Origin of the sequence: Streptomyces sp. NBRC 109706 (genome assembly GCF_000974485.1) — a bacterium.
GTDB lineage: Bacteria > Actinomycetota > Actinomycetes > Streptomycetales > Streptomycetaceae > Streptomyces.
In genome coordinates this window covers 130,291-150,002 of the sequence record NZ_BBOM01000008.1, presented here as the reverse complement: position 1 = coordinate 150,002, position 19,712 = coordinate 130,291, and the positions used below count along the sequence as shown (strand labels likewise).

The following is a 19,712-nucleotide window of genomic DNA, read 5'->3' as shown; positions in this document are numbered from 1 at the left end:
GCCGTGGTCCGGTGGGTGGACACCGGCGACGAGGAGGGAGAGGCGTGATGGAGACCGGCTGGCCCGGCGAGCCACGCGGTGCGTGGGACAGGGCCGATGTGTACCGCTACGACCTGTGGACCCCCGTTCCGACGGACCTGCCGCCCTGGCGCACGCCCGAGGAGTTCGACGCGCACTACGCGGCGATCCCGCCCTGGTGGCAGCGGGCGCTGCTGCTCGTCCTCGGCCTGCTGCTCGGGGCGCTGGTGCTCTGTCTGCTCGGCTGGGGGGACCTCCCCGCCGGCACCGTCGGGGAGGTCGGCGAACTGGTGGTGATGGCCGCGACCGCGCTGGCCATGGCGGGCGGGCTGGGCCGCTGGGCCGTCAGGGAGGCCGGGCTGCGTCACCGGCGCGCGGCGCTGGTGCGGGAGGACTTCGACCGGCTGCGCGCCGCCCATGTCCCGGTCTGGGCGCTGTTCGTCGGCAAGGTGCGGCTGGGCGACCGGATCTCCGGGGTCAACGACACCCCGGACGACCTGGTGTTCGTCTTCGACCTCCGGGTGCCGCCCGGCATCCTTCGCCGGCAGCGGGCGGCCGTGGTCGGCTGGGTGGATTCCGTCGCCGACCGGTACCCGACGAACGTGCCCAGGGCTCTCGCCGAAGCGTTCGCCGGCCGGCCCGCCGTGCACTGCGCCGACGTCTTCGGCGAGGAGATGCGCGGCGTCTGGATGTGGCGCAAGGGGAGCGTCCTGCCGTTCCAGGTGTTCGGCCTCTCCCCGGTGGACCCGCGCGCGGCCGAGGAGTTCACCGACGAACAGGTGCTCTTCATGCGCAGGCCGCCGGCCCGGCTGCGTCAGCTCTCCAGGATCGCCAAGGTCTGACCCGGCGACGGGCCGTCCTGCGGAACCGGCCGCCCCCTGGCCGTTTACATCGCTGTAACAGTCGTGATGCCATAAAGGACGTCAGCGGACGTCCGTACCGGCGTCCATGGACACGCTGAGACGAGGGAGCCCGACGATGCGCGCCCGATCCCGAACGACCCTGGTCGTGGCGGTGTTCGCACTGCTCATCGGCCTGGTCCTGACCCCCCAGGCCACCGCAGGAGACACCATGCCCACCGCAGCCGGAACGTTCCGCAACCCGCTCAACACGGGGCCCGACCCGTTCCTCACCTACGCGAACGGGAACTACCACCTCGCCACCACCCAGGGCGACGCCATCCGGATGTGGAGTTCCCCCTCCCTGGCCACCCTGCTCGCCGCCGACCCCGTCACGGTCTGGACAGACACCGACCCCTCCCGCGACCAGCACATCTGGGCGCCCGAGTTCTACCGCTTCGACGGCCGCTGGTACCTCTACTACACGGCCGACGACGGCGTGGACGAACACCACCGGCTCTATGTCCTGGAGTCCGAGGGCGACGACCCACGCGGCCCCTACCACTTCAAGGGCAAGCTCGAACCGCCCAACCACGTCGACGACTTCGCGATCGACCCCGGCATCCTCCACCACGACGGGCGGCTCTACCTCGCCTACAGCGGGCTCAACCAGTACCAGCACAACGGGCTCAACATCGCCCCGATGTCCAACCCCTACACCGTCTCCGGCGACGCGGTCCCGCTCGACGGCGCCGGCGGCTGCCCCGAGGTCCGCGAGGGCCCCGCGTTCCTCTACCGCAACGGCCACACCTGGATGACCTACTCCACCTGCGACACCGGCAAGCCCGACTACCAGGTGTGGATGATGTCCCTGCCGGACGGCGCTGACCCGCTGGTCCCGGCGAACTGGACCCAACACGACGGCCCCCGTTTCGCGCGGAACGACGCCGCCGGGGTCTACGGGCCGGGGCACCACACGTTCTTCCGGTCACCCGACGGCACCGAGGACTGGATCATCTACCACGGCAAGACCACGGCCGACTACACCTACACCGACCGCACCACCCGCGCCCAGCGCATCGGTTGGCACCAGGACGGCAGCCCCGACCTCGGCGCCCCCCTGGCCCTGGGCGCCACCCAGGACCTGCCCTCCGGCGACCCGGGATCCGGCACCTACTGGATCAACGACGACGGCCGCTCCAGCGGCGCCGGCACCGTCGCCTTCGACGGCTCCTGGAACGCGGGCGACGGCTGCGCCGCCCAGTGCTTCTGGGGCGACGACCACTGGAGCGACCAGCCCGGCGCCACCGCGACATTCACCTTCACCGGCACCAGGATCGCCCTGCTCTCCGTGCGCGACACCGGCAACGGCATAGCCGCCATCAGCGTCGACGGCGGCCCCGAGCAGCGCGTCGACCTCCACGGCCCGATCCGGGTGGGCGAAACGCTCCAGTACCTCAGCCCTCGACTGCCGCACGGCGAACACACTTTGACGATCCGCGTCACCGGCGAACGCAACGCCCAGTCCGGCGGGGCGTTCGTCAGCGTGGACCGCGCCGAGGTCTACGCCGACTGAGCCGACGACACCGCCTACCGCCGCCGGGCGAACACCCAGCGGTTGGCGGCCAGCGCGTCCGGGGCCTGCGGCAGCGGGCCACGGCCGTGCCGGCGCGCGAAGCCGAACGGGGAGTGGACCTCAGGGGTCCACCCCCGGTCGGCGAGGGCACCGGCCGAATCGGGGCGTGGCTCGCGGTCGAAGAGGGCCAGCAGATCCACCCCGATCCGCCGGCGGGCGGCGACATACACCGGGCTGGCTCTGACCTCCGCCGATTCGACCCCGAGCTTGATCTCGTAGGCCAGAAAGCTGCCGGCCGCGCTCAACCGGTCGACGGTGTCGATGAGTCGACGTTCCGCTGCGGCCGGGAGGTAGAGCAGCAGCCCCTCCGCCAGCCAGGCGGTCGGCGCCGTCGGATCGAAGCCGGAGCGCAGCAGCGGCGCCTCCCAGGGCTCGCGCAGATCCGCCGCCAGACCGACCCGGACGGCCGCCTCGGCCCCGCTCCCGTGGCCCGGCGGCAGCTCCGCCAACACCCGTCGCTTGAACGCCAGCACGGGCTCCCGGTCGAGCTCGAAGACCACACACCCGGCCGGCCACGGCAGCCGCAGCGCCCGGGTGTCCAGGCCCGCGCCCAGCACCACCAGCTGACGGACGCCGGCCCGGACGGCGTCGAGCAGGAAGTCGTCCATGACCCGGGTGCGCAGCCCGAAGTAGCGGCCCAGCCGCCCCCACAGCGGGTCGGCCTCCCCCGCCGGCACCTCCCTGGGGCGCAACGGCCAGCCGGCGCAGGCCGGTTCGGCCCGGACGAAGTGCTCCGCGTACGGGTCGCTGGCGAGGGCGTCCGCGCGGTGCGTCTCGATGGCGCGCGCCGCCGCGACCAGCAGCGCGGTCCGCGCCACGCCGTCGGCCACGCCGGTGTTCCGGCCTGCGATGTCCATGGGAGGCGGGGCCTTCAGGCGCTGGTTCCGTCGACCACCAGGTGGTCGCCCGGGATGTCCGCCTTGTCCGGGGCGTAGTACTCCCGGATGCCGGCCTCCCAGGTGGCGGCGGGAATCCGGTCGTCGGCCGAGGGGCCGAAGGCGTCGAAGAGCGCGTCGATCCCGCTCCGCCGGAAGCCGATGGCGATCATCAGCGCCACGAACTCGGCGCGCCCGACCAGCCCTTGGCCGTCGGGATCGCCCAGCGCGGTCAGCGCCCTGGCGAACTCGGCGATCGTCTCGTCGAACCGCTCGGGGGAGAGCACACAGGCGGAGTACTCGGCGAAGTCGATCCGCCCGTCGCCGTCCGCGTCCAGGGCGGCGGCCAGGGTGGTCCAGTAGCGCTGGAACGCGGCCCGCATCGCGTCCCGGTCGGCCACGGGCGAACGCGGCGCGGCCGCCACCACCCGGTCCGCCATCAGCGCGAAGTCCACCGGCTCCAGCACCCCGTTGCCATCCACGTCGAACAGCGAGAAGACCGTCCTGACCCGGCTGACCGCCTCGTCGCGCATCACACGTCACCCTTCCGTCGGCCACGCGGCACGGCATGGCGGAGAACCGAACGAGAAACCGCGCCGCCCCTCCGCCCGAGACCGAGGACCACCGCCCGACAACTATGGGCCGCCACCGGGGCGTTGGGCGCGCCGAGCCCTCACCGCTCATCCGAACGAGGGACCCGGAACCACGCCGATTCGAACGGACGGCACGGGCCTGACACCGCACCGGGGTCCCGGGAGGCACGACTACTGGCCATGAGGTGGCACGGATGCTCGAAATGCGCGCGCATAATCGCTACTTGACGCGTTCGTGCGGGGGCGGGCGCCGCAAAGAAGCCGTTTCAGAGAGAGCAGCTGATGAACGAGAACACCGGCGACGCCATCGACACCACGGTGCCGCACTCCGCACGGATCTGGAACTACTGGCTGGGCGGGCGTGACAACTACGAGGTGGACCGCGTGGCCGGCGACGCGTTCCGCGCCCGCTTCCCGGGGATCACGGTCGGCGCGCGGGCCGCGCGGTACTTCCTCGCCCGCGCGGTCAGGTATCTGGCGGGCGAGGGCGGCATCCGCCAGTTCCTCGACGTCGGCACCGGGCTGCCCGGCGTGGACAACACCCACGAGATCGCGCAGCGCGTCGCGCCCGAGTCCAGGACCCTCTATGTGGACAGGGACCCGCTGGTGATCGCGCATGCCAGGGCGCTGCTGACCAGCGCCCCCGAGGGGGCCACCCAGTATCTTCAGGCCGATATCCGGGAGCCGGAGGTCATCCTGGAACGGGCGGCCGAGCACCTTGACCTCGGCCGCCCGGTCGCGCTGATGCTGATGGGCATCCTCGGGCATATCGAGGATCTCGACGAGGCCAGGGACCTGGCCCGGCGGCTGGTCGCCGGGCTGCCGTCCGGCAGTTATCTGGTGCACTACGACAGCACCAGCACCAGCGAGGACTATGTGGCCGCCATCGCCGGCTACAACGCCCAGGCCCCGGTGCCCTACATCCTGCGCGACCCGGAGGAACTGCGGCCGTTCTACGACGGGTTGGAGCTGGTGGAGCCCGGCCTCTCGTCCTGCTCCCGCTGGCGGCCTGACACCCTCGCCCTCGGGCTGCCCGAGGAGGTCCACCAGTACGGCGCGGTCGCCCGCAAGCCGTAACGCCCGCCCGTCCGCGTCACCTCCCCTCAGCCGGTCGTCCCCACCTCCAGACGCGACCAGTCGGCGAGGTCGCGGAGGAGTTGGCGGTCATGGGTCGCGACCACCACGGCGGCGCGGGGCGTCCGGATCGCGTCGGTCAACGCGTCGACCAGCGCCGCCGACAGATGGTTGGTCGGCCTGCCGAGCAGGGCGGGCCGGCCGGCCCCGGTGAGCTCCGCCCGACCGACGGCGCGGCCTCGGCGGGCGGAGCGGACCTTCCGTGACCGGATATCCCGGGCCGTTCCGGCCGGGCCGACAGCCCGGGCCGCCGGTCGGAAATGCGGCCCGGTTTCAGCTCGTACTCCCCTGCCCCGATTACCGGGAGCGTCTTTACCAGCCGTCTCGCCCTATGAAATGATGCGGGATGTGGACATGCCAGAAGGCGGCGTTCCGCTTCACGATCCCGGCCGGCCGCGAGAGTGGTCGCGGCTCTGTTTCCGCGCATATCGGCGGCGCCTGGCCGGGCGCGCAAGGACACTCACCCCTCCCGGGAATCGAAGAAAGCTCCTCGCCATGACATTTCGAGGAACGGGCCCACGCACCCAGGGACAGGACGGCCATGGCCATAACGTTTGATCCGCGCGACCCCTTGGTACGCACCGACCCCTATCCCCTCTATCGATCCCTGCGCGAGGCCGAGCCGATACACCGGTCGGACTTCGGTTACTGGGTTCTCTCACGCTATGCGGATGTCGCCGCCGTGCTGCGCTCGCCCGCGGCTTCGAGCGAGTTCTACCGGAACGAGACCTGGGCCAACCGCCGTGGTGGCGCGGGGAGTCCGCTGGTCAGGAGCGTGCGGAACTGGATGCTCATGCTCGACGGCCCGGCCCATCGACGTATCCGCGGCGTGATCGGAAAGGTTTTCACCCGGGCTTCCGTCGAGCGGTTACGGCCCCGCGTGGTCGCCGAGGCCGAACGGCTTCTCGACAGCGTGGGAGAAGGCGAAACGGATCTGATCCAGAGCCTTGCCCTGCCCCTTCCGGTGACCGTGACATGTGAACTTCTCGGTTTACCCACGCGCGACCGCGACCGGTGTCGCGGTTGGACGGAGCACATCAGCCGTGTGATCGATCCCTCGATAACCCCCGAGGACACGGCCGAAATGAATGCGGCGGAAGTCGAGTTCCGCGCATACATAGCGGATCAGCTCGCGGAGCGCAGGTCAAAACCGCGCGAGGATATTCTGTCCCTCCTGCTCCACTCCGAGGTCGACGGCGTCCGGCTGACCGAGGAGGAGATCATCGCCAATGTGCAGTTCCTGTTTGTCGCGGGCCACGAGACCACGGTCAATCTGATCGGCAACGGCCTGCTGGCGCTGCTCGACCACCCCGACCAGTTGCGGCTGTTGCGCGAGCGCCCCGAGCTGATCGCCGGTTCGGTGGACGAGATCTCCCGCTACGACCCCCCGGTGCAGATCGTCTCCCGGCTGCTGACCGACGATGTGGTGCTCCCCGATGTCACGCTCCCCGAGGGGGCCAAGGTGATGCTCCTTCTCGGGGCGGCCGGCCGCGATCCGGTGGCCTATCCCGACCCCGACCGGCTCGATGTGACGCGCACCGGAACGAAGACCCTGGCCTTCAGCGGCGGACCCCACTACTGCCTCGGCGCCGCGCTCGGAAAGCTGGAGACCTCCCTGGTGCTGGCCGCGCTGCTGCGCCGGTACGCCACCATCGAGCTGGCCGAGGAGGAGCTGGTCTGGCGGCCGAACGTCAGCTTCCGTGGTCTGGCCAGGCTCCCCCTCAGGGTGCATCGTTCCCTCCTCCCGGTTTCGGGGACCGCCCCGCGGCCGTGAACGGGGCCCCGGCCGCCGTCAGTCGAAGTTGTCGCGCAGCCAGTCGCGGATCAGACCGGCGGTGTACGGGGCCTCGCCCTCCAGCATGGTGAAGTGGTCGCCGCGGCTGACGACGGCGGTGTGGTCGAACGGCCAGGTCGGTGCCCAGTCCTCGGGCCAGCCGTCCAGCGGGTCCTCGGCGCGCACGAACAGGACCGGCACGGGCAGTTCGACCAGCTGTCGCCAGTTCAGGTCCGCGTAGTGCAGCATCGCGGTGATCCAGCCCTTGTCGTCGGGCACCGCGAAGTCCGGTTCGTTCAACCGGTACTGGAGTTGTTCGCGCAGACCGGGCAGCAGCCGGCCGAACTGCCGGAAGCCCCGGGGTACATAGCTGTCGAGCACCACGACCCCGGCCGGCGGGGTGCCCTGCTCGTGGAGGTGCTGGGCGAGCAGATGGGCGACCAGTCCGCCGGCGGACAGGCCGGTGAGGACAAAGGGCCGCTCCCCCAGGGCCTCGCGCAGGCCGGCCGTATGCGCCTCCAGCAGCACATCCGCCGTCCTCGGCAGCGCCTCGCCGCTGCGGAAGCCGGGCTGTCGCAGCGCCCAGACGTCCCGCTCGCCCTGGAACGGCTTCGCCAGCCGGGCGTACTGCACCGGGTCCGAGACGCCGGCGATCGAGGTGACGCAGACCAGCGCGGGCCCCTGCGGGCCGCCGGCCAGCCGGAGGGGGCGGGGGGTCACCGGCAGCTCGTCCAGGGTGGTGAAGAACGTGCGCTGCTCCTCCCAGTCGGATGCCGCCGCCAGCAGGATCATCTCCTCCATGTCCCGGCCCGCCGCCGGGTCCTCCTCCGCCTCGCCCTCCGCCGCGCCCCGGGCCAGCACCTCCCTCAGATGCCGGGCCAGCAGCAGCGGCGTCGGATGGTCGAAGGTGACGGTCGGCCGCAGCCGTGCGTCGAGCACCTCGGCGACGCGGTTGCGGATGCGGACCGCGGCCAGGGAGTCCACGCCCATCTCCAGGAACGCGAGGTTCGGGCCGAGTTGGTCGGTGCCGTCGTAGCCGAGGGTCAGCGCGGTCTTCTCCAGGACCAGATCGAGCAGCGCCCCCTCCAGCTCGGGGCCGGCGAGGGAGTCGAAGAACGGGCGCCGGCTTCCCTCCTGGTGCTCGGGCCGGGTCGCCAACTCCCTCAGCAGAGGCCGTACTTCGCCGCGCGGGTCGATCCTGGCGGGCACCAGCACCGGGTCGGGGAGCGTCACCGAGGCGTCGAACAGCGCCAGCGCCTCCCTGGTCGACAGGGATGCGGCCGGTGCCCGGAGATGGCGGGTCATGGCGCTGGGCTCCGCCCACAGGCCCCAGGCGAGCGAGATCCCGGGCAGCCCCCGTGCGCGGCGGTGGTGGGCCAGCGCGTCGAGCACGCTGTTCGCGGCGGCGTAGTTCGACTGGCCGGCGCTGCCCGCGCTGGCGGCGGCCGACGAGAACAGCACAAACGCCTTCAGCGGCAGCTCCCTGGTCAGCTCGTGCAGGACCAGCGCGCCCTCCGCCTTGGGCCGCAGCACGGCGTCGAGACGGTCCGGCGTCATGGCCGTCACCACGCCGTCGTCGAGCACCCCGGCAGCGTGGACCACGATCGTCGGCCGGTGCGCGTCGAGCAGCGCTGCGGCCCGGGCGCGGTCGGCGATATCGCAGGCGACCACGGTGACATCGGCCCCCAGCGCGGTGAGTTCGTCCACCAGCTCGGGCGCGCCGCCGCCACGGCTGGCCAGGACCAGCCGTCGCACGCCGTGCGCGGTGACCAGATGACGGGCCAGCAGCCCGCCGACGGTGCCGGTGCCGCCGGTGATCAGCACCGTGTCCTCCGCGTCGGCGAACTCCACCGGGGCGCGCGGGACGGCGCGCACCAGGCGGCGCGCCAACAGCCGCCCGCCGCGCAGCGCGAGCTCGGGTTCGCCCGAGGCGAGGGCGGCGGCGAGGGCCAGCGGGGTGATCTCGTCCGCGTCGAGCAGGACGAACCGGCCGGGTTCCTCGGTCGCCGCCGAGCGGACCAGGCCGGTGACGGCCGCGCCCGGCAGATCGTGGACGTCGTCGCCGGTCCTGACGGCCACCGCGCCCGAGGTGCGGAACACCAGCCGGGAGGCGGCGAACTCCGGGCGGCCGGTGAAGCGTTGGACCAGTTCCAGCGCCCGGTGCGCGGCCTCCCGCACCGAGCCGCCGAGGCCGGCCACCAGCACCGCGCCGGGGGCCGGCAGCCCTCGGGCGAGCGCCAGCTCCAGCGCCGCCAGATCGGGATAGGTGGGGAAGTGCCCGGTCCCGGGGCCGACGGCCGCGACCGTTTCGGCGGCGACGCCGCCCGACGGGCGCACCTCGACCCATCTGGTGCGGAACAGCGCGTCCCTGGGGGCGTCGCCGCGCGCGACGGCGGGCCGCAGCACCAGCGATTCCGCCGACAGCACCGGCCTGCCCCCGCCGTCGGCGACCGTCAGCCGCACCCCCTTCTCCACCGAACCCCGGAGCCGGACGCGCAGCGTCCTCGGCTCCCCCGGGTGCGCGCGCACCCCGGTCCAGGCGAACGGGAGCGCGGGGCCCGCCGGCCGGTCGCCGCCGCCGGCCGCGCCCAGCGCGTGCAACGCGGCGTCCAGCAGCGCCGGATGGACGGTGAATCCGTGCGTCTCGACCGGGCAGGCCACCTCGGCGAAGACCGCGTCCGCGCGCCGCCAGACGGCCCGCACCCCCTGGAACGCGGGGCCGTAGCCCAGCCCGTCGGCGGCCAGCGCCGGGTAGAGGCCGGCGTGTGGGACGGCCTCGGCGCCCGCCGGCGGCCAGGCGTCGAGCGGTTCGGGCTCCGCCTCGTCCCGGCCGAGCACCCCGCCGCCGTGCCGCACCCAGCCGGCGCCGTCCACCCTGGCGTGCAGGGTCAGCCGCCGGCGCCCCGCGTCGTCGGGTGGGCCGACGCGCAACTGCACCGTTGCCGCGCCGTCGTCGGGCAGCACCAACGGCACTTCGAGGTCCAGTTCCTCTACGGTGGGGCAGCCGGCCTCGGCGCCCGCGCTCAGTGCGAAGTCGAGCCAGGCCGTTCCCGGCAGGATCACCTCGTCCCACACCCGGTGGTCGGCCAGCCAGGGGGTGGTGGCCACCGAAAGCCGTCCGGTGAGCACCAGTTCGTCGCCCTCGGCCAGCTCGACCGGGGCGCCCAGCAGGGGGTGACCGCCGCCACGGGGCGGTCCGGGGGAGAGCCAGAAGTGTCTGCGTTCGAACGGGTAGGTGGGCAGTTCGGCGAAGCCGGGCGATTCCGGGCCGGCCCAGGACGTCCAGCGCGGGGAGAGACCACGGACATACAGCTCGGCCAGCGAGGCGAGCAGCGCGTCCCTGGCCCGTTCCCCACGGCGCAGTGACCCGACCACCACGGCCTTGTCGTGGACGGCCGCCAACAGCGCCGGCACCAGCACGGGATGGGGCCCGACCTCCACGAAGAACGAGTGTTCCGGCACGGCGAGCCCGGCGACGGCCCGGTCGAAGCGGACCGGCAGACGCAGGTTGCGGTACCAGTACCCGGCGTCCAGCTCGGTGCCGCCGAGCACCGTGCCGGTGACCGTCGAATGGAACGGGATGTCGGTGGCCCGTGGCGACACCGGGGCCAACTCGGCGATGACACGGTCGCGGACGCGCTCCACCTGGGGCGAGTGGGACGCGTAGTCGACCGCCAGCCTCCGCGCCCTGACCCCGGCCGCCGCCAGATCGGCCAGCAGCGCTTCGAGTGCCCCGCTGTCGCCGGCGACCACCGTCGAGCGTGGTCCGTTGACCGTGGCGACCGAGAGCGACGCGTCCAGTCGGGGCCGTAGTTCGTCCTCGGGCAGCTCGACCGAGGCCATGCCGCCACCGGCGTCGGTGAGTTCCGTCAGGGCCTTCGCGCGCCGGGTGACCACCAGGGCGGCGTCCTCGATGGTCAGCGCGCCGGCGATATGGGCGGCGGCGATCTCGCCCTGGCTGTGGCCCACCACGGCGTCCGGTTCGACGCCGCAGGACCGCCAGAGGTCCGCGAGCGCGACCATCACGGCGAACAGCGCCGGCTGGACCACGTCCACCCGCTCCAGCGAGGGCGCGCCGGGGAGTTGCCGCAGCACGGCGAGCAGATCCCAGTCGACATGCGGCGCCAGGGCTTCGGCGCAGCGGCGCAGCCGGGCCAGGAACGTCGGCGAGGTGTCCAGCAGGTCCCGGGCCATGCCGGCCCACTGACCGCCCTGGCCGGGGAAGACGAACACCACCTTGCCCGTCAGATCGGCCGTGCCGGTCACCAGGCCCGGACGGGTGGCGCCCCGGCTCAGCGCGGTCAGTCCCGGGCCCGGGTCGGCGTCGAGCACGACGGCGCGGTGGTCGAACGTGGAGCGGGTGGTGACCAGGGCGTGGGCGACGGCCGCCGGGTCGTGGCCGTCCACGTGGGACAGCAGTTGGGTGGCCCTGGCCCGCAGCGCGGTGTCCGTCCTGGCCGAGAGCACCCAGGGCAGCGGCTCGGCACCGGTGGCCGGTGGCGCGGGCGTCGGCGGCGCCTCCTCGATGATCACATGGGCGTTGGTGCCGCTGACCCCGAAGGAGGACACCCCGGCGCGCCGGGTGCGGCCGGTGCCGGCCGGCCAGGGTCGGCTCGCGGTGAGCAGTTCGACCGCGCCCGCGTCCCAGTCGACCTGGGAGGTGGGGCGATCCACATGCAGCGTGCCGGGGAGGGTCTGGTGGCGCAGCGCGAGCACCGTCTTCAGCACGCCGGCGATGCCGGCCGCGGCCTGGGTGTGCCCGATGTTGGACTTGACCGATCCGAGGGCCAACGGGGTCTCCCGGTCCTGTCCGTAGACCGCCTGCAGCGCCGACGCCTCGATCGGGTCGCCGAGCCTGGTGCCGGTGCCATGCGCCTCCACCGCGTCGACGTCGGAGGGGCGCAGCCCGGCGTCGGCCAGCGCGTCGCGGATGACCCGCCGCTGGGCGAGGCCGTTGGGCGCGGTCAGCCCGTTGGACGCGCCGTCGGAGTTGACCGCGCTGCCGCGCACCACGGCCAGCACCCGGCGGCCGTGGGCGAGGGCGTCGGTCAGCCGCTCGACGAGCACAACGCCGGCGCCCTCGCCCCAGCCCAGGCCGTCGGCGGCCTCGGCGAACGCCTTGCAGCGGCCGTCGGGCGCCAGCGCGCCCTGCCGTTCGAAGGCGGTGAACGCGGCGGGCGTCGACATCACCAACACGCCGCCGGCCAGCGCCAGATCGCACTCCCCCGTGCGCAGCGACCGCACTGCCAGGTGCAGTGCGGTCAGCGAGGAGGAACAGGCGGTGTCGATCGAGGCGGCCGGGCCCTCCAGTCCGAGGAGGTAGGCGACGCGCCCGGAGAGCACGCTCGCCGCCGTTCCGGTCGCCAGATGGTCGGCGTGTTGGTGGTGGTTGCTCAGCTCGCCGAGGAGCCGGCGGTAGTCCTGGTCGCTGGTCCCGGTGAACACCCCCGTCCTGGAGCCGCGCAGGGACACCGGGTCGATGCCGGCCCGCTCCACCGCCTCCCAGGAGATCTCCAGCATCAGGCGCTGCTGGGGGTCCGTCGAAAGGGCCTCGCGGGGCCCGATGCCGAAGAAGGCCGCGTCGAACCAGGCCGGGTCGGTGAGAAAGGACCCGGCGCCGCTGAACTCGTCCGACCAGCCACGGTCGGTGGGGAACGGGGTGACGGTGTCCCGGCCGGCGTCGAGCAGCCGCCACAGGTCCTGGGGATCGTTCACCCCGCCGGGGAAGCGGCAGGCCATGCCGACGATGGCGATCGGCTCGTGGGCCCGCGCCTCGGCCGCCCTGAGGCGTTCGCGGGTGTCCCGCAGCGCGGTGGTCAGGCGCTCCAGGGTGGCGAGCGCGTGGTGGTTGTCCGTCATCGGGGCTGCCCTTCGCTTCCGCGCGCGAGTTCCTGTTCGGCGCGCCGCAGCGCCGCGTCGAGATCGTCCGGGGTCGCGCGGTGGTCGTCGGCCACGGTCTCCGTCCCGCTCCCGCTCCCGCTCCCGCTCCCGGTTGCGGTTTCGGTCTCCGACTCCCGCTCGGCCGGGGCGAGTCGGGCGTCGAGATAGCCGGCCAGCGCGGTGGGGGTGGGATGGTCGAACAGGATGTTCGCCGGCACCCGCAGGCCGCTCACCGCGCCGAGGCGGTTGCTCAGCTCCACCACGCCGAGGGAGCTGAGTCCCTGTTCGTGGAAGGGTTTTCCGGTCCTGACCACCGCGGCCGAGTCGTGGCCCAGCACCCGGGCGGTCTCCTCGCACACCAGATCGCGCAGCGCGCGGGCTCGCCGGGCCGGGGACAGGCCGGCCAGACGGCGGACGAGCGAGGAGTCCTCGGCGGCTGGCGCGCCGGCCGCCGGGCGGCGTCGCACCTCGGGCAGTTCGGCGAGCAGCGGGGCGTGTCCGGTGGTGGTGAACGCGGAGAGGAACCGTTCCCAGTCGACGTCGGCGATCACCAGACCGGACTCGTCCCCGCCGAACGCCGAGGCCAGCGCGGCGATCGCCAGCTCCGGGTCGAGCGGCGTCATGCCGTTGCGGCGCAGCCGTTCGCCCACCTCCCGGCTGTCGGCCATGCCGCCCTCGCCCCAGGGCCCCCAGGCGATGGAGGTGGCGGGGAGGCCGTCGGCGCGGCGCTGGTCGGCCAGGGCGTCGAGATAGGTGTTGGCGGCGGCGTAGTTGGCCTGGCCCGCGTTGCCCACGGCGCCGGTCGCCGAGGAGAACAGCACAAAGGCCGCCAACTCCCCGGCGAGTTCGTGGAGGTGGCGCGCGCCGGCGGCCTTGGCCCGCAGGACCCGCGCGAACCGTGCCGGGTCCAGCACGTCGAGCACCCCGTCGTCGAGCACCCCGGCCGCGTGCACGACCACGGTCAGCGGACGGTCGGCGGGGATACCGGCCAGCAGGTCGGCCACCGCCCGCCTCTCGCCCACATCGCAGGCGCGGGTCTCGACCTCGGCGCCCAGCGCGGTCAACTCGGCGACCAGTTCGGGATCGTGCGCCGTGCGGCCGGTCAGCAGCAGCCGTTCGGCGCCCTGGGCGGCCAGCCACCTGGCCAGCCGTCGGCCCAGCGCGCCGAAGGCGCCGGTGACCAGCGTGGTGCCGCGCACCGGCCACGGGCGGCGCGGGCCACCGCCGGCGGGCGCGTGCCGCAGGCGCCGGACGAACGCCCCCGAGGCGCGCACGGCGATCTGGTCCTCCGCCGAGGAGAGCGCGCCGGCCAGGCGTTCGACGGCCGCCTCGTCCAGCGGGTCCGGCAGATCGACCAACCCGCCCCAGCGTCGCGGGTGTTCGAGCGCCGCGACCCGGCCGAGACCCCACACCATGGCCTGGGTCGGCGCGGCGAGCCGGTCGCCATGGCCGGTGGAGACCGCGCCCGTGGTCGCACACCACAGGGGCGCGTCCAGCTCGGCGTCGCCCAGGGCCTGGATCAGCGCGCAGGTCAGCGCGAGCCCGGCCGGCACATCGGGGGCCTTCGGATGCTCCCGCTCGTCCAGCGCCAGCAAGGACAACACCCCGCACGGGGGCGGTCCTTCGGCGGACAGGGCGGCGAGCAGTTCGGCGATCCCGGCGCGGTCGGCGCCGACGTCCAGGGGCAGCGTCCTGGCGCCGAACGCCTCGGCGAGCGGCTTCGGCACCGGCAGTTCGGCGGAGTGGACGAGCAGCCAGTCGCCGGGGACGGTGGCCCGGTCGGCCGTGGGCTGCCAGCCGGCCAGATACCGCAGCCGGTCCGTCGCCGCCTCCCGGTCGTGCCGGCGCCACCAGCGCGCCATCGCCGGCAGCAGCTCGCCCAACGTCCGGTCGGTGCCGGTGCCCAGCAGCTCCGTCAGTCGCGTCAGGTCCCCGCGCTCGACGGCCGCCCAGAACGCCGCTCCGGACGGCGGGGCGGGGCGCGGGGCCGCCTCGGGCATCAGCCAGAAGCGTTTGCGTTGGAAGGCGTAGGTGGGCAGGTCCACGCGGCGGGCGCCGCTGCCGGCGTACCAGGCGGCCCAGTCGGGGCCATGGCCGCGCACCTGCAGTTCGGCGACGGCGCGCAGCGCGTCGTCCTCCCGCAGCAGGGGAACGGCCGCCGCGTCGCCGTCCCCGGTGAGGCAGTGGGCGGCCAGCTCGGTGAGCGTGGTGCCGGGGCCCAGCTCCAGGAACGTGGTGGCGCCCGCCTCCCGCGCGGTCCGCATCCCGTCGAGGAAGTTGACGGTGCCGCGTGCGTGGCGGGTCCAGTAGTCCGGGGAGCACAGCTCGTCTGCGGTGGCCGGCCGTCCCGTCAGATCGGAGACCACGGGGATCCGGGGCGGTCGGTAGGTCAGTTTCTCGGCCACGGCGCGGAATCCGTCGAGCATGGGCTCCATCAGCCGCGAGTGGAACGCGTGGCTGACGCGCAGGCGTCGGGTTCTGCGCCCCCGGGCGCGGAACCGTTCGGCGAGTTCGGTGACCGCCGTCTCGTCGCCGGAGACCACCAGGGAGCGTGGCCCGTTGACCGCCGCCAGCGACACTCCGGCGGGGAGTTCGGCGACCTCGTCGGGGGCGGCCGCCACCGCGTACATCGCGCCGTCCCGTGGCAGGGCTCCCATCAGCTCGCCGCGCGCGGCGACCAGGGCGCACGCGTCGCGCAGGGACAGCACGCCGGCCAGATGGGCGGCGGTCAGCCCGCCGACGGAGTGGCCCAGCAGCAGATCGGGGTGGATGCCCCAGCTCGCCAGCAGCCGGAACTGCGCCACCTGCAGGGCGAACAGCGCGGGTTGGGCGAACTCCGTTCGGTCCAGGCGCTGTTGGTCGGTGCCGAAGGCCGTCTCCCGCACCCGCGGGCCGAGTTCGGCGCATGCCTCGTCGAAGGCGGCGGCGTAGACCGGATGGGCGTCGTAGAGGGCGCGCCCCATGCCGGTGCGCTGGCTGCCCTGGCCGGCCAGCAGGAACGCGAGGCCACCGTCGACCACGGTGCCGACGGTGAGGTCGGGGTCGGGCCTGCCGGCGGCCAGCGCGCCGAGGGAGCGCCGCAGCGCGTCCGGGTCGGCACCGGTGAGCGCGGCGCGGTGCGGCAGCGCGGAGCGGGTGGTGGCCAGGGAGAGGCCGACGTCGTGCGCGTCGGCCCCGGGGCGCGCGTCCCAGCGCGCGGCCAGGCGGCCGGCCTGGGCACGCAGCGCCGCGTCGGAGGCGCCCGAGACGGTCCACACGGGACGGACGGGCCGCACGGGTTCCGCCGGCGCGGGCGGGGGCTCTGCGGGTGGCTGTTGGAGGATCAGATGCGCGTTGGTCCCGCCGATCCCGAACGAGGAGACGCCGGCGCGCCGGGGCGAGCCGTGGTCGGGCCATGGCGTCCGCTCGGTCACCAGCCGCAGCCCGCCGTCCCAGTCCACCAGGGAGCTGGGCGCGTCGACATGGAGCGTCGCCGGCACCACGCCGTGCCGCATGGCCAGCACCATCTTGATCACGCCCGCTGCGCCGGCCGCCGCCTGGGTGTGCCCCAGGTTGGACTTCAACGAGCCCAGCAGCAGCGGCCGGTCGGGCGGCCGGTGCGCCCCGTAGGCCGCCAGCAGCGCGCCGGCCTCGATCGGGTCGCCGAGCCTGGTGCCCGTGCCGTGCGCCTCCACCACGTCGACGTCGGAGGGGCGCAGCCGGGCGTCGGCGAGCGCGGAGCGCAGCAGCCGCTGTTGGGCCGTGCCGTTGGGCGCGGTGAGTCCGTTGCTGGCGCCGTCGGCGTTGACCGCCGAGCCCGGGATCAGGGCGAGGACCCGGTGCCCGTTGCGGAGCGCGTCGGAGTACCGCTCCAGGACGAACATCCCGCCGCCCTCGGCCCAGGCGGTGCCGTCGGCGCCCTCGGCGAACGGTTTCGCCCGCGCGTCGGGCGCGAGCCCGCCCTGGCGGCTGAACTCGACGAACACCGTCAGGGAGGACAGCACGGTCACCGCCCCTGCCAGCGCCAGCGAGCACTCGCCCCGGCGCAGCGCGGCGGCGGCGAGGTGCAGCCCCACCAGGGACGAGGAACAGGCCGTGTCGACGGAGAGGTTGGGCCCCTGCAGCCCGAAGGTGAACGAGATCCGGCCGGACGCCACGCTGGTCGCCGTCCCCATCGCCAGCTGGGGGCGGGCGGCCGGCCCGGCGTGGCCGGGGCCTGTGCCGTAGTCGCCATGGGTCAGTCCGGCGTAGACCCCGGTGTCGCTGCCGCGCAGCGTGGCCGGGTCGATACCGGCCTGTTCGAAAGCCTCCCAGGAGAGTTCGAGGAGCAGCCGCTGCTGCGGGTCCATGTCCAGGGCCTCGTGCTCGCCGATGCCGAAGAACGCGGGGTCGAACTCGGCGGCGTCGTGGAGGAATCCGCCCTCGCGGACCCGGGTGGTGCCGGGCCTTCGGCCTTCCGGATCGTGCAGGGCGGCCAGGTCCCAGCCCCGGTCCTCCGGTATCGGGGAGACGATATGCCGGCCCGAGTCGACCACGTCCCACAGCTCGTCGGGCGAGCGCACCCCGCCGGGGAAGCGGCAGCTCATCCCGACGATGGCGATCGGCTCGTCCGGGTCGGCGCGGCGGACGGGGGCGGGAGTCGGGTGAGGGGCGCGGTTGTCCAGGTGGGCGGCCAGCAGCTCGGGGGTGGGGTGGTCGAAGAGCGCGGTGGCGCCGATGGCGAGTCCGGTCCGCTCCCGCAGCCGGTTCACCAGTTCCACGACGGCCAGGGAGTCGAGGCCCAGCTCGACGAAGGAACGGTCGGGCCCGTAGTCGCTTCTGGCCAGCGCCTCGGTCTCGGTCCTGATCACCCGGCGCAGATCCGTCGGTTGGGCCCCGGTGGCGGCCGGCGGCCCGGCCGTCTCGGTCACCCCGGTGGGGAGGTGCACGCGTCGGCCGCCGCGCCCGTGGAGCACCCGGGGCCAGCGGACCTCGACGCCATGGCTGTGCAGGCGGCCGAGGGTGCCGAGCAGGGCCTGCGGATCGGAGTGGTCGCCGCCGCCGCGCAGGGCCGCGGTGACCAGTGGGGCGTCGGCCGTGGTCGCGGGCAGGGACTCCTCGACCAGCGCGGCGAGCATCCCGTTGGCGCTCAGATCCACATAGGTGTCCACGCCGGCGGCGTGGAGCGCGGTGACGGAGCCGAGGAAGTGCCCGGTGCCGCGCACCTGTGCGCCCCAGTACTCGGGCCGGCCGACCACCTCGGGCCGCGACCCCAGCCCGGGGTGGACGGGGACGACGGGGACGGTCGGCGGTCGCGGCGAGAGTTCCCGGACGAAGCGCTCGAAGTCGTCGGCCATCGCCGCCATATGCGGCGAGTGGAAGGCCCGGTCGACGGGCAGCCGTTTCACCTTGCGCCCACGCTCCGACCACTGTCCGGCGATCCGCAGCACGGTGTCGCGGTCCCCGGAGAGCACGACGGAGTCGGGTCCGTTCACCGAGGCGATCCCGGCCAGCCGCTCGCAGCCGGCCAACGAGGTCAGCGCCTCGTCCTCCGAGATCCGCAGCGCGACCATCGCGCCGCCGACGGGCGTCCGTTCCCGGAACAGCCGGACGCGCTCGGCCAGCAGCGCGCACACCTCGGGCAGGGAGAACACCCCGGCCACGGTCGCCGCCGCCAGCTCCCCGACGGAGTGCCCCGCGACCCGGTCTGGGCGCACTCCCCAGTCCTCGAACTGCCGGAAGAGCGCCACCTGGAGGGCGAACAGCGCGTCCTGGGTGTACAGCGGCTCGTCGGCCGGTGCCACCTCGGTGGGTCCTTCGCCGAGCAGCAGATCGCGTACCGACCAGGTGGCGACGGCGTCCAGCTGGTCGCACACCTCGTCGAGCGCGTCGGCGAACACGTCGAACAGCGGGTACAGCCGGCGTCCCATGCCCGGCCGTTGCCCGCCCTCGCCCGGGAAGAGGAAGGCCACCCGGCGTCCGGCCCCGGCCTCCCGGGCGCCGCCAGCGCCGGAGGCGAGTTCGCCGAGCCCGCGTGCCAGCTCGGCGCGGTCGGTGGCCACGATCACCGCCCGGTGCGGCCGGTGCGGGCGGGCGACGGCCAGGGTGTGGGCGATGTCGGGCAGGTCGGGGGCGTCCGGCTCGGCCAGCCGGAGCCGCAGCCGTTCCGCCCGGCCGCGCAGGCTCTCCGCGCTGTCCGCCGACAGCGGCACCGGCACCGGCACCGGCGGCGCTTGTGTCGGGGTGCCGGTCGGGGCCAACGGCCGCTGCCGCGCCGGGGGTTCGGAGAGCACCAGCGCGCAGGCGGTGCCCGCCCGGTCCAGGCTGCCGAGCAGGGCGGTCAGCCGACGGTCGTCGCCGAGCGGAACGCCGGGCGGCGGAACGTGGCGGCGGCCGAGCAGCGGGGGCAGCTCCAGGATGGCGGCCGCCTCCTCCCGCTCGTCGTCCGGCTCGGCCCCCTCGCTCAGCCCGTCGAGCGCGGTCTCCGCCGGCTGGTAGCCGCGCCGCCAGACGAACCGGATGGCGTCGCGGTCCACCCCGGCCCGGGCGCACGCCCGCCGGACGACGTCCCCCCGGCCGAGGGCGCTTCCGTCGATCAGGCAGTGGATCGGGTCGTCGTCGGCCAGCGCGTCCGCGGCCCGTTTCAGCACCAGGAAGCCGCCGTCCCCTCCGAGGGCCCGGATCCCGGCGACGGCCAGATCGCACTCCCCGGTGCCGAGGCTCCGGCAGGCCAGGTGGAGCACCTGGGCGGGCCGCCCCTCCAGCGTCAACACCGGCCCGGTCAGGCCGAGTTCGGCGGCGACCAGCTCGGCGGACGCCGTGGCGAAGACGCCGGTCGCCGTGGCCGCCGGCCGTTCCGGCGGGACGCCGGCGTTCTCCAGCGCCCACAGCGCCGCCTCGGCCGGCGGATCCGCCGATGAGCCGGCGGAGAGTCCGATGACCGCGACCGACGCCGGGCCGGCCGTGCCGTTCGCCTGCATGGGAACACCTCGTCCTGTCGCTGTG

The 19,712-nt window shown here is 74.2% G+C and carries 7 protein-coding genes and 1 pseudogene; 4 read left to right on the top strand and 4 right to left on the bottom strand.

What is annotated here, in order from left to right; all coding sequences use genetic code 11:
* Positions 1-44: 44 nt before the first annotated feature.
* Together AOM46_RS17860 and AOM46_RS17855 are read left to right on the top strand one after the other, a co-directional pair.
* Positions 45-860: a hypothetical protein gene (locus tag AOM46_RS17860; protein WP_158920471.1), complete on the top strand. Its 816-nt coding sequence runs from the start codon at positions 45-47 to the stop codon at positions 858-860.
* Between the two features lie 136 nt (positions 861-996).
* Positions 997-2,433, top strand: coding sequence for a glycoside hydrolase family 43 protein (locus tag AOM46_RS17855; RefSeq protein WP_078856934.1), 1,437 nt, complete (start codon positions 997-999; stop codon positions 2,431-2,433).
* Positions 2,434-2,447: 14 nt separating this feature from the next.
* Here AOM46_RS17855 and AOM46_RS17850 read toward each other — a convergent pair whose 3' ends face one another.
* The gene (locus AOM46_RS17850) at positions 2,448-3,350 is read right to left on the bottom strand and encodes an SAM-dependent methyltransferase (RefSeq protein ID WP_062213008.1); all 903 of its coding nucleotides are present in this window, start codon (positions 3,348-3,350) and stop codon (positions 2,448-2,450) included.
* Positions 3,351-3,364: 14 nt separating this feature from the next.
* Entirely contained in the window at positions 3,365-3,901 is a 537-nt protein-coding gene (locus tag AOM46_RS17845) for an EF-hand domain-containing protein (protein WP_062213005.1), read from the bottom strand.
* Positions 3,902-4,243: 342 nt separating this feature from the next.
* Here AOM46_RS17845 and AOM46_RS17840 point away from each other — a divergent pair, with 342 nt between their 5' ends.
* Together AOM46_RS17840 and AOM46_RS17835 are read left to right on the top strand one after the other, a co-directional pair.
* On the top strand, positions 4,244-5,038 hold the full coding sequence (locus tag AOM46_RS17840; protein WP_062213002.1) for an SAM-dependent methyltransferase: 795 nt from the start codon (positions 4,244-4,246) through the stop codon (positions 5,036-5,038).
* A 598-nt stretch (positions 5,039-5,636) separates the two neighbouring features.
* Positions 5,637-6,869: a cytochrome P450 gene (locus AOM46_RS17835; RefSeq protein ID WP_062212999.1), complete on the top strand. Its 1,233-nt coding sequence runs from the start codon at positions 5,637-5,639 to the stop codon at positions 6,867-6,869.
* Positions 6,870-6,887: 18 nt separating this feature from the next.
* Here the strand turns inward: AOM46_RS17835 and AOM46_RS17830 are convergent.
* A pseudogene (locus tag AOM46_RS17830) lies at positions 6,888-12,698 on the bottom strand (SDR family NAD(P)-dependent oxidoreductase); the annotation flags it as partial.
* Positions 12,699-12,724: 26 nt separating this feature from the next.
* Positions 12,725-19,687, bottom strand: a complete 6,963-nt coding sequence (locus tag AOM46_RS17825) for a type I polyketide synthase (protein ID WP_062212993.1) — start codon at positions 19,685-19,687, stop codon at positions 12,725-12,727.
* Positions 19,688-19,712 lie beyond the last annotated feature (25 nt).